We start from the raw sequence: 12,923 nt of genomic DNA on the forward strand, positions 1-12,923 counted from the left end.
GCCGTTGCGGTGCGGCGGCGGGGCCCGTGCCGTGGCGGCCCTACCTCAGCGGGCCGGTGATCGTCTCCACCGCGGCGACGACGCCTCCGCCGCGCACGAACGCGTCCGCCGCCGCGAGGTCCGGCGCGAGGAACCGGTCCGGGCCGGGACCCTGGACGCCCGCCTCCCGCACGGCCTCGATGACCGCGCGCGTGGCCGGCGCCGGGTTCAGCCCCTCGCGCAGTTCGACGCCGCGCGTGGCCGCGTACAGCTCGACGGCGAGCACGCGGGTGAGGTTGTCGACGGCGGTGCGCAGCTTGCGGGCCGCGGACCAGCCCATGGACACGTGGTCCTCCTGCATCGCGGAGGACGGGATCGAGTCGGCGGACGCCGGGACGGCCAGCCGCTTCAGCTCGCTGACCAGCGCGGCCTGCGTGTACTGGGCGATCATGAGCCCGGAGTCGACGCCGGCGTCGTCCGCGAGGAACGGCGGCAGGCCGTGGCTGCGGTTCTTGTCCAGCAGCCGGTCGGTGCGCCGCTCGGCGATGGAGGCGAGGTCGGCGACGGCGATGGCGAGGAAGTCGAGCACGTAGGCGACCGGCGCCCCGTGGAAGTTGCCGTTGGACTCCACCCTTCCTCCCCCAGTGCCGAAAGCCTGGGAGGTGCCCCCAAGGAGCACCACCGGGTTGTCGACGGCCGAGGCCAGCTCGCGCTCGGCGACGAGACGGGCGTGCGCCATGGTGTCGCGGCCCGCGCCGGCGACCTGCGGGGCGCAGCGCACCGAGTAGGCGTCCTGGACGCGCGGGGCGTCGTCCTGGTGGTGGCCGGTGAGTTCCGAACCCGCCAGCACGGCCAGCATGTTGGCGGCCGAGGCTCCCTGGCCCGGATGCGGGCGGATGGCGTGCAGCTCGGGGGCGAGGACCTTGTCGGTGCCGAGCAGGGCCTCCAGCGACAGGGCGGCCGTGACGTCGGCGGACTTGTAGAGCATGTCCAGGTCGGCGAGGGCCATGACCAGCATGCCCAGCATGCCGTCGGTGCCGTTGAGGAGGGCCAGGCCCTCCTTCTCGCGCAGTTCGACGGGGGCGATGCCGTGCTCGGCGAGCAGGTCGCCGGCGGGCCGGACGACGCCGTCCGGGCCCTCCGCGTCGCCCTCGCCCATGAGCGTGAGGGCGCAGTGGGAGAGGGGGGCCAGGTCGCCGGAGCAGCCGAGGGAGCCGTACTCGTGGACGACCGGGGTGATGCCGGCGTTCAGGATGTCGGCCATGGTCTGCGCGACCCCGGGCCGCACGCCGGTGTGCCCGGAGCAGACGGTCTTCAGCCGCAGGAACATCAGCGCCCGGACGACCTCGCGCTCCACCCGCGGGCCCATGCCGGCCGCGTGCGAGCGGACGATGTTGCGCTGGAGCTGGGCGCGCAGTTCCGGGCTGATGTGCCGGGTGGCGAGGGCGCCGAACCCGGTGGAGACGCCGTAGACGGGCTCGGGCTTGGCCGCCAGCGCGTCCACGATCTCGCGGGCCGCGGCGAGGGCCGCCACCGCCTCGCCGGAGAGCTCGACGCGGGCGCCGCCGCGCGCCACGGCGAGCACGTCGGACGCGGTGACCCCGTGCGTCCCCACCACCACAGTGTGCATATCCATATTCAGGAGCGTAGTGATTGAAGACGAAGATGTCACCAGTGGAGACCTGGTTCGCCCCTTACCGACTGCGTCACACCGTCAGGGCCGCCCCCGGAACCTGCGCCGCTCCGCGCCCCGCCCCCGCTCCGGCGGCGGCTCGTCGGCCAGCCGCACCACGGGATCGTCCGGGCCCTCCCGCCCGGCGACCACCGGCCGGGCGGCCCGCACGGCCTTCGCCCGGTACTGCGCGGCGTCGGCCAGCCGGAACAGCCGCCGCGCCGAGCCCACCGGCCCGATCGGGTCCTCGGTGGAGGCGACCCCGCAGGCCACCCCCTCGCCCAGTTCCAGCTCACCGGCCCGCCGGCACAGCTCGCCGGCGACCTTGACGACGTCGTCGGCCGGCGGGCCCACGGCCAGCAGGCAGAACTCGTCGCCGCCGAGCCGTGCGGCCAGCCCGCCCGGCAGCATCGCCCCGCACAGCGAGAGCACCGACCCGAACCGCTCCAGCAGCCGGTCGCCGACGGCGTGCCCCAGGGTGTCGTTGACCCGCTTCAGCCCGTTGAGATCGCACACGACGAGGCTGACCACGACCCCCTCCGCACGGTGGCGCTCGACCGCCTCCTCCAGCCGCACGTCGACGGCCCTGCGGTTGGCCAGACCGGTCAGGGCGTCTGTGAAGGCGAGCCGGCGGGCCTCCTCCAGCCGCTCGGTCTGCGCGAGCCCGGCGGCCACGACGGCGGCCAGCACGGTGGCGAAGTCGGCGTCCGCGCGGCCGAAGACGGCGGCGCCGGCCGGGCGGGCCACGTACAGCTCGCCCCAGGCCCGGCCGTGCAGCACGATCGGCGCGACCACACAGGAGCTGCGGCCCCGGCGGCGCAGGGCGGCGACCCTCTGGTGGCAGTAGCCCGGACGCCCGGCGGCCGGCCCCTCGGCCGTCTCGACCCAGGCGTTGGGCTCGCCGCCGGACGCCCAGCGCTCGTGCAGGAACTCGGTGATCTCGGGGAACCGGTGCACCGGGTAGGACTCGGCCTCCGGGAACTCGTCCTCGCCCGCGGCCCGGGCGCCCACGTTCACCAGCACGCGCAGCCGCCCGAGGTCGCGCTCCCACACCGACAGGGCGGCGAAGCCCCCGGACAGCGCGCGGCACGCGCCGAGCGCCGCCGCCCGCCACGATTCACGGGGGGTGCGCGCGGCCGCCATGCCCTGTGCGAGCGCCACCACGGCCACGAGGCGCGCGTCCTCGCCCATCGCCTCACCCCTGCCCTCGCCCATCACCCCAGGCTAGGGATATTTGGGTGAAAAAGAGACACAGAGGGGGCACTTAGAGTGACGTGGACCGTCCCCGCCGACTCACTCGCCCGGCCACTGCGGCTTCCGCTTCTCGTTGAACGCGGCCACGCCCTCCGCCCGGTCCCCCGAGAACGCCACCGACCGCCACGCCGCGTCCTCGACCTCCAGCCCGGCCCGCAGGTCCAGCCCCTGCCCGAGGCGCAGCGCCCGCTTCGCCGCCCGCAGTCCCACCGGCGAGTTGGCGCCGATCCGCGCGGCCAGCGCGAGCGCCTCCTCCCGGTCCCGCCCGTCCTCCACGAGGACGTCCACCAGGCCCAGCTCACGGGCCTCGGCCGCCGCCACCCGGCGGGCGGTGAAGACCAGCTCGGCCGCCCGCGCCGCCCCCACCCGGCGCGGCAGCAGCTGCGTCCCGCCGCCGCCCGGGATCACGCCCACCGACACCTCGGGCAGTCCCACCACGGCCGTGCCGTCGGCCACGATCAGGTCGCAGGCGAGCGCCAGCTCGAAGCCGCCGCCCAGCGCGAAGCCGTGCACCGCCGCGACCGTGGGAACGGGCAGCTCCAGGACGCCGGTGTAGGCCCCGCGCGTGTGCGGCCGCTGGCGCACGAGGTCCGCGTCGCTGAAGGAGTTGCGCTCCTTGAGGTCCGCGCCCACACAGAACGCCCGCTCGTGCGTCGAGGTCAGCACGACCACCCGGACGTCCGGGTCCCCGCCCAGCGCCGCGCAGGCCCCGGCGATCGACCGGGCCATGTCGGTGGAGACCGCGTTCATGGCCTTCGGCCGGTCCAGGACCAGCTCCGCGACATGACCGCCGTCCCCGTGCCGGCGCACCGCCACGAACTCCCCGAACCGCTCCTCGTCCCCGACGCCCACGACACCGCTCACGACACCCTCCGGGTTAACGATGGTTAACAACTGTGGTCCGATCATCGCAGCCGGGGCCCGGCGGCGAAAGGGCGGACCCGTCCTCATCGGGGCCTCCGCCCACTCGTTCGAGTGACATCCCGCCCAACTCGCCCCGCACCCCTCACAGGAGCGCATAACGTGCGTCCGCCCCGGCGCGGCGGGGGCGCGAGCGCATCCGGGAGGAAACGCGATGACGAGCACGCGGACCGGGGCGGACCCGACGGCACAGGACCTCATGGCGCAGGGCCTCACGGCGCAGGACGTCATGCCACAGGACCTCACGGCGCGGGACCTGGCCGCACCCGGGCCGACGGCCCCGGCGGAGGACGGGACCGAGCGGCCGTGGGTTCCCCGCCCCCGTGGCCGGCATCGCCGTCCCCGCCCGCACAAGGTGCTGTTCGCCGCCGGCGGCCTCGCGCTGGCGGCGGGGGTGCTGAGCCTGGTGCGGCTGACGCCCGACGCGGGAGGTCCCGCCGGGATCGGGGCCGCGGAGGCCGATCCGCAGCCCGACCCCGTGGCGAGCACGGGAGCCGGCACCGGGGCGGACACCGGGGCCGGCGTCGGTCCCGGCCGCTCGGTCGACACGGCCGCCACCGTCGCGCCCTCCCCGAGCGCGCCCAGCGCGATGGGCGGCGCGAGCGCCGGCCCGGCCCGCGACAGCGGCCTCGTACCGGGCGCCCCCGGCTCACCGACCTCCGTCGCCCTCACCCCGGGCGCCACCTACACCCCGGCCGCACCCGCCCCGGCGGCCACGGGGCGCGCCGCCGGCACACCGCGGGAGGACGAGGCGCCGCGGCCCGCGCCCACCGCGAGCACGGCCCCGCGCCCCTCGCGGACACCGGCGCCCGCCCCGGCCGCCACACCGCCCGCGCCCCAGCCGTCGCACACCGGGACCCCGAGCCGGCCGGGCGTCTGCGTCCCGGTCGTCGGCCTGTGCGTGGACCCGCTGGTCGCCCCCCTGCCGAAGCTCTAGCAAGGCCCGCGGGGGGGGCGGCGGGCCGTTCGTCTTGCGGGTCAGTCCTCCGGATCGCCGCGCCGGGTGAGCAGCCAGGGCTCGACGACGCCCAGACCGCGCACCGGGCGCTGCCACATGGGCTGGAGCGCGAAGCGGTACTTCGGCGGCTCCTCGCCCTCCTTCTCCGCGGCGGCGGCCTCCTCCGCGGCCTCCGCCTCGGAGGCCGGGGCGTCACCGGTGCGGATCAGCTCCTCGGCGAACGCGCTGTCGACCAGGACGGCGTCGCGGGGAGCTATCGACGTCAGCCGGGACGCCAGGTTCACCGTGGTGCCGAAGACATCGCCCATCCGGGTGGTGACCGTGCCGAACGCCATGCCGACGCGCAGCTCGGGCATCGTCTCGTCGTGGCTCATCGTCTCGACGAGCAGCAGCGCGATGTCGGCGGCGGTGCCCGCGTCGTCGGCCGCGTACAGCACCTCGTCGCCGAGGGTCTTGATCAGCCGGCCGCCGCGGGCGGCCACCAGGTCGGCGGAGGTGGTCTCGAATGCCTCCACCAGCTCGCCGAGCTCCTCCTCCTCCATGCGGCGGGTCAGCCGCGTGAAGCCGACCAGGTCGGCGAAGCAGACGGCGAGCCGGCGGTCGACCATCTCCTCGTCGTCCGCGGCCTGCACGACCCGGCCGGCCGAGGCGGCGAGCTGCCTCCGCCACACGTAGACGAGGAACTCCTCCAGCTCGGGCAGCAGCAGCTCGACGATGGGGTAGGTGACCTCGGTACGGGTCATGCCCGGCTCGGGCGGCTCGGTCAGGCCCTCCAGGAAGGAGTCGATCTGCCACTCCGCCAGCCGGGCGGTGGTCTGCCCGGTGGACCGCGCCACCTGCACGGCCATCGCCTCGCTCAGCAGCCCCGCCTCGACGAGACCCGCCAGCCGCCGCAGGGCGAGCACGTCGGCCTCGGTGAGCGCCCTGGCCTGTCCGATGTCGGCGAAGCCCATGGCCCGCCAGAAACGCGACGCCAGTTCCATGGACACGCCGGCGCTGCGGGCGGCCTGGAAGGGCGTGTAGCGCCGCTCGGCGCCGAGGATGAGCTGTTCGAGGCGCAGCGCCAGAGGATGCGGGTCCTCACCGGGGTCGCCCGGCTCGCCGGGGTCGGCGGCCGGCAGGTTGCCCCGGCCGTCCTCGCCCGCGCCGGAGCCCGTGTCGTCGACGGTCACGCCTGCTGCCCTTCCGATCTTCCGCGGTCAGGTATCGACCGGCCTCAACTCTACGGCAGGTGTGCGCCAGCTCACTCCGTTCGGTGCGACGGGGTACGCGGTGCGGTCAGGCCCGCGAGACCGTGACGGCCACGACGGCCGCCGGTCCCACGACGCTCTCACGCCGGCCTCACGCCGGCCTCAGATGGACGATGTCGCCCGCTCCCACGGGCTCCTGTACCCCTTCTTCGGTGGCGATCACCAGACGTCCGTCACCGTCGACCGCGACCGCCTCGCCGACGATCGACCGGTCCCCCGGCAACTCGGCCCGTACCGCTCGTCCCAGAGTGGCGCACCCGGCCGCGTACGTCTCCTGCAAGCCGCACTCCGCGGGATCGCCGCCGGCCCGCCGCCAGCGCCCGTACCACTCCTCCAGCGACCGCAGGACGCTCCGCAGCAGCGTGTCCCGGTCGGTGCTCACCGCCCCGGCCAGCGCCAGCGAGCCCGCCTGCGGCACCGGCAGTTCCGCGGCGCGCAGGGTGACGTTGACGCCGACGCCCACCACCACCGCGCGCTCGCCGGCCCGCTCCGCGAGGATGCCGCCGGCCTTGCGTTCCTCTCCCCCGACGGTCACCAGGAGGTCGTTGGGCCACTTGAGTGCCGTGTCCACGCCGGCCGCCCTGGACAGGCCCGTGGCCACCGCGACGCCGGTGAGCAGCGGCAGCCAGCCCCAGCGGGCCACCGGCACCTCGCTCGGGGTGAGCACCACGGAGAAGAACAGGCCCGAGCGCGGGGGCGCCGTCCACCGCCGGTCCAGGCGGCCCCGGCCGGTGGTCTGCTCCTCGGCCACCAGGACGGCGCCCTCGCCGGCCTCTCCCGCGGCCGCCGCGGCGACCAGGTCGGAGTTGGTGGAACCGGTGCGCTGCACCACGTCCACGCCCGTCCACAGGCCGCCCTCCCGGACCAGCCCCCGGCGCAGGGCCGTCACGTCGAGGGGCGGACGGTCCAGATCGGACCACCGGCCGCCGCCGCCTGCGTCTGCTGCATCTCGCGGTGTCATGCAAGCCACCCTAGGTGTGTCGAATGCCGCACTGCCGATCCGTAGGGGCAGCACTACGCTACGGATGAGTAACCGTCCCCCCTTTTGAGCAGGCAGGGAGCCGCGATCCCGATGTCCGAGCCGGAAGAGCGCCACGAGATCCAACAGACCCAAGGGATCGACATCCACACCACCGCGGGCAAGCTGGCGGATCTCCAGCGCCGCATCCAGGAAGCGACGCACGCCGGTTCGGAACGCGCCGTCGAGAAGCAGCACGCCAAGGGCAAGTTGACGGCCCGTGAGCGCATCGACCTCCTGCTCGACGAGGACTCCTTCGTCGAGTTGGACGAGTTCGCCCGGCACCGCTCCACCAACTTCGGCCTGGAGCACAACCGCCCGTACGGGGACGGCGTCGTCACCGGCTACGGCACGGTGGACGGACGTCCGGTCGCCGTGTTCTCCCAGGACTTCACCGTCTTCGGCGGGGCGCTGGGCGAGGTCTACGGGCAGAAGATCGTCAAGGTGATGGACTTCGCCCTGAAGACCGGCTGCCCGGTCATCGGCATCAACGACTCCGGCGGCGCACGCATCCAGGAGGGTGTGGCCTCGCTGGGCGCCTACGGCGAGATCTTCCGCCGCAACACCCACGCCTCCGGGGTGATCCCGCAGATCAGCCTGGTCGTCGGCCCGTGCGCGGGCGGCGCGGTGTACTCCCCGGCGATCACCGACTTCACGGTGATGGTCGACCAGACGTCGCACATGTTCATCACCGGACCGGACGTCATCAAGACGGTCACCGGCGAGGACGTCGGCTTCGAGGAGCTGGGCGGCGCGCGCACCCACAACTCCGTGTCCGGCGTGGCGCATCACATGGCCGGCGACGAGAAGGACGCCGTCGAGTACGTCAAGCAGCTGCTGTCGTACCTGCCGTCCAACAACCTCTCCGAGGCGCCGGTGTTCCCCGAGGAGGCGGACCTGTCCGTCACCGAGGAGGACCTGGAGCTGGACTCCGTCGTCCCGGACAGCGCCAACCAGCCGTACGACATGCACACGGTGATCGAACACGTCCTGGACGACGCCGAGTTCTTCGAGACGCAGGCCCTGTTCGCGCCGAACATCCTCACCGGCTACGGCCGGGTCGAGGGCCACCCGGTGGGCATCGTCGCCAACCAGCCCATGCAGTTCGCGGGCTGTCTGGACATCACGGCCTCCGAGAAGGCGGCCCGCTTCGTGCGCACCTGCGACGCCTTCAACATCCCGGTCATCACGTTCGTGGACGTGCCCGGCTTCCTGCCCGGCGTGGACCAGGAGCACGACGGCATCATCCGCCGCGGCGCCAAGCTGATCTACGCCTACGCCGAGGCCACCGTCCCGCTGATCACCGTCATCACCCGCAAGGCGTTCGGCGGCGCGTACGACGTCATGGGCTCCAAGCACCTGGGCGCCGACCTCAACCTGGCCTGGCCGACCGCCCAGATCGCCGTCATGGGCGCGCAGGGCGCGGTCAACATCCTGCACCGGCGCACCATCGCGGAGGCGGAGGCGAACGGGGAGGACCTGGAGGCGGTGCGCGCCCGGCTGATCCAGGAGTACGAGGACACCCTCCTCAACCCGTACGTGGCGGCCGAGCGCGGCTACGTCGACTCGGTGATCATGCCGTCGGACACCCGCCGGCACATCGTGCGCGGTCTGCGTCAGCTGCGCACCAAGCGGGAATCCCTGCCCCCGAAGAAGCACGGCAACATCCCCCTCTAAGGAGCCGCTGTGACGATCAAGGTCGTACGGGGCAACCCGACCCCCGAGGAGCTCGCCGCCGCCCTGGCGGTGGTCCGGGCCCGCGCCGCGGCGGCACTGGCGGAGCCGTCCGGCGCGCAGACCACCAGGGACGCCTGGTCCGACCCGGCGAGGATCGCGGGCCACCGGCTCCCCCACCCCGGCCAGGCGTCCTGGACCCGCACCTACTGGCCGTCCTGACGGCAGCCGGCCCGCAGTCGGGCGACCGGACCTCCGGCGACGACTGCGGGCCCGCAACTTGAGTACGGGTACTCAGGCGCCGTCGGCCCGCCCGTTCCACGCTGGTGGAATGCTGTGGTCCGACCCCGAGAACGAGCCCCCCGACGAACTCCGCCAGATGCAGGAGACCCTGCGGAGACTCGGCCTCTTCCTCGCCCTGGCCATGGTGGTGGCGATGATCGTGCTGGGCATCCGCTAGCCCGCGCCACGCCGTCGGAACAGGCCCTAGGCTGACCGCATGCGCCGACTCGTCCTCGCCTCCCAGTCCCCCGCCCGGCTGAACCTGCTGCGTCAGGCCGGTCTCGCTCCCGAGGTGATCGTGAGCGGGGTCGACGAGGACGCCGTCACCGCGCCCACCCCGGCCGAGCTGGCACTGGCCCTCGCCGAGGCCAAGGCGTCCGTCGTCGCCGCCCGGCCCGACGTCGCCGGCGCCCTGGTGATCGGCTGCGACTCGGTGCTCGACCTCGACGGCGAGGCCCTCGGCAAGCCCGCGGACGCGGCCGAGGCCACCGCGCGCTGGAAGGCGATGCGCGGCCGCGCCGGCACGCTCCAGACCGGCCACTGCGTCTACGACACCGTCAGCGGGCGCTACGCCTCCGCGACCGCCTCCACCGTCGTGCGCTTCGGCGAGCCGACCGACGCGGAGGTCGCCGCCTACGTCGCCTCGGGCGAGCCGCTGTACGTCGCCGGGGCGTTCACCCTCGACGGCCGCTCGGCACCGTTCATCGACGGCATCGACGGCGACCACGGCAACGTCATCGGCATCAGCCTGCCCCTCGTGCGCCGGCTGCTGGCGCAACTGGGCGTGGGGATCACGGAGTTGTGGGCGCCGTCGGAGGCGTGACCGGCTTGGGTGCGACCGGCTCGTGCGGGACCTGCTTGGGCGACACCGGCTCGGGGCGGGCGGGCGGGGGCGTCGCGGGCGAACCGCCGCCGTCGCCCGTGCCGCCCGGGGGCGTGTCGGCGACCGGCCGCTGCCGGGCGTCGTACGTCATCAGCAGCAGCACGATCAGGGCGAGCACGACCACCATGAACACGAACTGCGGCACGCCCAGCAGCCCCCACGCGAAGGCGCCCAGCAGACCGTGCACGACGGCCGCGCTGATCAGCAGGACCCGGCCGAAGCCGGCCGGCGCGCGGTCGCGCAGGGCCACCAGCAGCGCCACCACCCCGCACAGGGCGAAGTAGAGGCCGAAGACGATGCCGCCGACCTTCGAGGACGTGGACATGACGTCGGGGTCCATGCCGGCCAGGGACATGTCCTGCCGGTCCACCACCACGCCCATGAACCAGTTCAGCGCGGCGATGCCCAGCGCCTCGGCGAACAGCACGATCGCCACGACCCACGCCACCGGTCTGCGGACCACGGGTCCCCACCCACTTTCGAGCCGGACCTCAGCGAGGCCGGGCAAGCTAGCTGTTACCTCAAGTACGTTCGAGACACCCGGAACGCTACTAACGGGTAAACGGCGGGACAAGGGTTCTGCGGGCGGCAAAGAATCATTGGGCCATTCGTAGGGACTCGACAAAGAAACAGAGTGGGCCGCAGCACGCCTTCACAGAGACCTTGACCACACAGGAGGGCTAGGGTTTCCCGCAGGAGTGCTGCGTACGGCGGTACTACAAGGGATTTCGCGGTCGAGTGAGCCTGACATCACGCTCCGTGTGGGCAAGCTCACCTTTGGGGACGGGTCGTAGAGCCGTGTCGGCAGTCCCTAAACTCGGCTTGTTTCAAGGAGGGAGCCTCAATCGTGCGCAAGGTGCTCATCGCCAACCGTGGCGAAATCGCAGTCCGCGTGGCCCGGGCGTGCCGGGATGCCGGTATCGCGAGCGTGGCCGTCTACGCCGACCCGGACCGGGACGCTCTGCATGTCCGCGCGGCGGATGAGGCGTTCGCCCTGGGCGGTGACACTCCGGCGACCAGCTATCTCGACATCGAGAAGGTGCTGAACGCGGCGCGGGAGTCCGGCGCCGACGCCGTCCACCCGGGCTACGGCTTTCTCTCGGAGAACGCCGAGTTCGCCCAGGCGGTCCTGGACGCCGGCCTGATCTGGATCGGCCCGCCCCCGCAGGCCATCCGCGACCTGGGCGACAAGGTCGCCGCCCGGCACATCGCCCAGCGTGCGGGCGCGCCGCTGGTCGCCGGCACGCCCGACCCGGTCTCCGGCGCCGACGAGGTCGTCGCCTTCGCCGAGGAGCACGGCCTGCCGATCGCGATCAAGGCCGCCTTCGGCGGCGGCGGCCGCGGTCTGAAGGTCGCCCGCACCCTCGAGGAGGTGCCCGAGCTGTACGACTCGGCCGTCCGCGAGGCGGTCGCCGCGTTCGGACGGGGCGAGTGCTTCGTCGAGCGCTACCTGGACAAGCCGCGGCACGTGGAGACGCAGTGCCTGGCCGACAGCCACGGCAACGTGGTCGTCGTGTCCACCCGTGACTGCTCCCTCCAGCGACGGCACCAGAAGCTGGTCGAGGAGGCCCCGGCGCCGTTCCTGTCCGAGGCGCAGGTCGCCGAGCTGTACTCCTCCTCCAAGGCCATCCTCAAGGAGGCCGGGTACGTCGGCGCGGGCACCGTGGAGTTCCTCGTCGGCCTCGACGGGACGATCTCCTTCCTGGAGGTCAACACCCGCCTCCAGGTCGAGCACCCGGTCACCGAGGAGGTCGCCGGCATCGACCTGGTGCGCGAGATGTTCCGCATCGCCGACGGCGAGGAACTCGGCTACGGCGACCCGGAGCTGCGCGGGCACTCCTTCGAGTTCCGCATCAACGGCGAGGACCCGGGCCGCGGCTTCCTGCCCGCTCCGGGCACGGTGACCCGCTTCGAGGCGCCGTCCGGTCCGGGCGTGCGCCTGGACGCCGGCGTCGAGTCCGGCTCGGTCATCGGCCCGGCGTGGGACTCGCTCCTCGCCAAGCTGATCGTCACCGGCGCCACGCGCGAGCAGGCGCTCCAGCGCGCGGCCCGCGCTCTGGAGGAGTTCCAGGTCGAGGGCATGGCCACGGCGATCCCGTTCCACCGCGCGGTCGTCAAGGACCCGGCGTTCGCCCCCGAACTCACCGGCAGCCGGGACCCGTTCACGGTCCACACCCGGTGGATCGAGACCGAGTTCGTCAACGAGATCCCCCCGTTCTCCGCTCCGGCCGACGCCGACGCCGAGGACGAGACGGACCGCGAGACGATCGTCGTCGAGGTCGGCGGCAAGCGCCTGGAGGTCTCCCTCCCGTCCTCGCTGGGCATGTCCCTGGCCCGCACGGGTCTCGCGGCGGGCGCCAAGCCCAAGCGCCGCGCGGCCAAGAAGTCCGGCCCCGTGGCCTCCGGCGACACCCTCGCCTCCCCGATGCAGGGCACCATCGTCAAGGTGGCCGTCGAGGAGGGCCAGGAGGTCAAGGAGGGCGACCTGGTCGTCGTCCTCGAAGCGATGAAGATGGAGCAGCCGCTCAACGCGCACCGCTCGGGCACCGTGAAGGGCCTGGCGGCGGAGGTCGGCGCGTCCGTCACCTCGGGCGCCGCGATCTGCGAGATCAAGGACTGACCCGACCGCTCCACCGTGCCGAGGCGCCCGCATCCCGCGGGCGCCTCGCCGCGTCGACGGCCCCTGCGCGCCCCCAGCCGGGGGGCGCGGGCCGACTTGGGGCGCGGGGAGGGCCGACCGGTCCCCGGTGCGGGGTGGCACGGGCCGGGACTCACCTGCTCCGGGGAAGTCCTCCGAGGCGAGCGGGCAGCTCCCGGAGGCGCAAGAGGCCGCGCGAGGCCCGTCGGACACGGGCCCGAGGACACTCCCCGCGTCCGCCCGGCCCCCGCCCCGGAAAGGCCGTCACACCGCCGAATCGGCTCGCCCCGCCTCGGACGGGATCCACGTCAAGCGCCCGAGACAGGCCGCGTCAGGCGCCCGCGTCAGCCCAGCGTGTCGGCCCACCCGTTCGAGCGATGCCGTCAACCTCCGG

General features: G+C 73.8%; 12 protein-coding genes. 6 read left to right on the forward strand and 6 right to left on the reverse strand.

Features of this window, described 5'->3' with window-relative positions; genetic code table 11:
- Positions 1–40: 40 nt before the first annotated feature.
- The 3 genes from hutH to ACGFSH_RS08610 all read right to left on the reverse strand — a co-directional run bounded on the left by hutH (position 41) and on the right by ACGFSH_RS08610 (position 3,814).
- Positions 41–1,609, reverse strand: a complete 1,569-nt coding sequence (hutH, locus tag ACGFSH_RS08600; RefSeq protein WP_393346956.1) for a histidine ammonia-lyase — start codon at positions 1,607–1,609, stop codon at positions 41–43.
- Positions 1,610–1,693: 84 nt separating this feature from the next.
- The gene (locus tag ACGFSH_RS08605) at positions 1,694–2,842 is read right to left on the reverse strand and encodes a diguanylate cyclase domain-containing protein (RefSeq protein ID WP_393346958.1); all 1,149 of its coding nucleotides are present in this window, start codon (positions 2,840–2,842) and stop codon (positions 1,694–1,696) included.
- Positions 2,843–2,944: 102 nt separating this feature from the next.
- The gene (locus ACGFSH_RS08610; RefSeq protein ID WP_393346296.1) at positions 2,945–3,814 is read right to left on the reverse strand and encodes an enoyl-CoA hydratase/isomerase family protein; all 870 of its coding nucleotides are present in this window, start codon (positions 3,812–3,814) and stop codon (positions 2,945–2,947) included.
- A 166-nt stretch (positions 3,815–3,980) separates the two neighbouring features.
- Between ACGFSH_RS08610 and ACGFSH_RS08615 the strand changes: the two genes are divergently transcribed.
- Entirely contained in the window at positions 3,981–4,763 is a 783-nt protein-coding gene (locus tag ACGFSH_RS08615) for a hypothetical protein (protein WP_393346298.1), read from the forward strand.
- 41 nt (positions 4,764–4,804) lie between these two features.
- Here the strand turns inward: ACGFSH_RS08615 and ACGFSH_RS08620 are convergent, their stop codons facing one another.
- Together ACGFSH_RS08620 and ACGFSH_RS08625 are read right to left on the reverse strand one after the other, a co-directional pair.
- A complete protein-coding gene (locus tag ACGFSH_RS08620) occupies positions 4,805–5,956 on the reverse strand; it encodes an adenylate/guanylate cyclase domain-containing protein (RefSeq protein WP_393346300.1) in 1,152 nt (383 codons plus the stop codon).
- 169 nt (positions 5,957–6,125) lie between these two features.
- Entirely contained in the window at positions 6,126–6,995 is an 870-nt protein-coding gene (locus ACGFSH_RS08625) for a biotin--[acetyl-CoA-carboxylase] ligase (RefSeq protein WP_393346302.1), read from the reverse strand.
- 111 nt (positions 6,996–7,106) lie between these two features.
- Here ACGFSH_RS08625 and ACGFSH_RS08630 point away from each other — a divergent pair, with 111 nt between their 5' ends.
- From ACGFSH_RS08630 to ACGFSH_RS08645, 4 genes are all read left to right on the forward strand, one after another.
- Entirely contained in the window at positions 7,107–8,729 is a 1,623-nt protein-coding gene (locus ACGFSH_RS08630; protein WP_393346304.1) for an acyl-CoA carboxylase subunit beta, read from the forward strand.
- A 9-nt stretch (positions 8,730–8,738) separates the two neighbouring features.
- Positions 8,739–8,948 (forward strand): acyl-CoA carboxylase epsilon subunit, encoded by a 210-nt coding sequence (locus ACGFSH_RS08635; RefSeq protein WP_393346306.1) that lies wholly within the window; start codon positions 8,739–8,741, stop codon positions 8,946–8,948.
- Positions 8,949–9,057: 109 nt separating this feature from the next.
- Entirely contained in the window at positions 9,058–9,186 is a 129-nt protein-coding gene (gene mmpB, locus ACGFSH_RS08640) for a morphogenic membrane protein MmpB (RefSeq protein ID WP_329413014.1), read from the forward strand.
- 39 nt (positions 9,187–9,225) lie between these two features.
- Positions 9,226–9,831 carry a Maf family protein gene (locus ACGFSH_RS08645; protein WP_393346308.1) on the forward strand — a complete coding sequence of 202 codons (606 nt, stop codon included), beginning with the start codon at positions 9,226–9,228 and terminating at the stop codon, positions 9,829–9,831.
- Here the strand turns inward: ACGFSH_RS08645 and ACGFSH_RS08650 are convergent.
- Positions 9,800–10,354: a hypothetical protein gene (locus ACGFSH_RS08650; protein WP_393346310.1), complete on the reverse strand. Its 555-nt coding sequence runs from the start codon at positions 10,352–10,354 to the stop codon at positions 9,800–9,802. The two genes, ACGFSH_RS08645 and ACGFSH_RS08650, sit on opposite strands and share 32 nt — an antisense overlap.
- Before the next feature lie 384 nt (positions 10,355–10,738).
- Here ACGFSH_RS08650 and ACGFSH_RS08655 point away from each other — a divergent pair, with 384 nt between their 5' ends.
- A complete protein-coding gene (locus ACGFSH_RS08655) occupies positions 10,739–12,511 on the forward strand; it encodes an acetyl/propionyl/methylcrotonyl-CoA carboxylase subunit alpha (RefSeq protein WP_393346312.1) in 1,773 nt (590 codons plus the stop codon).
- Positions 12,512–12,923 lie beyond the last annotated feature (412 nt).

Source organism: Streptomyces sp. NPDC048481 (genome assembly GCF_043200075.1).
GTDB lineage: Bacteria > Actinomycetota > Actinomycetes > Streptomycetales > Streptomycetaceae > Streptomyces.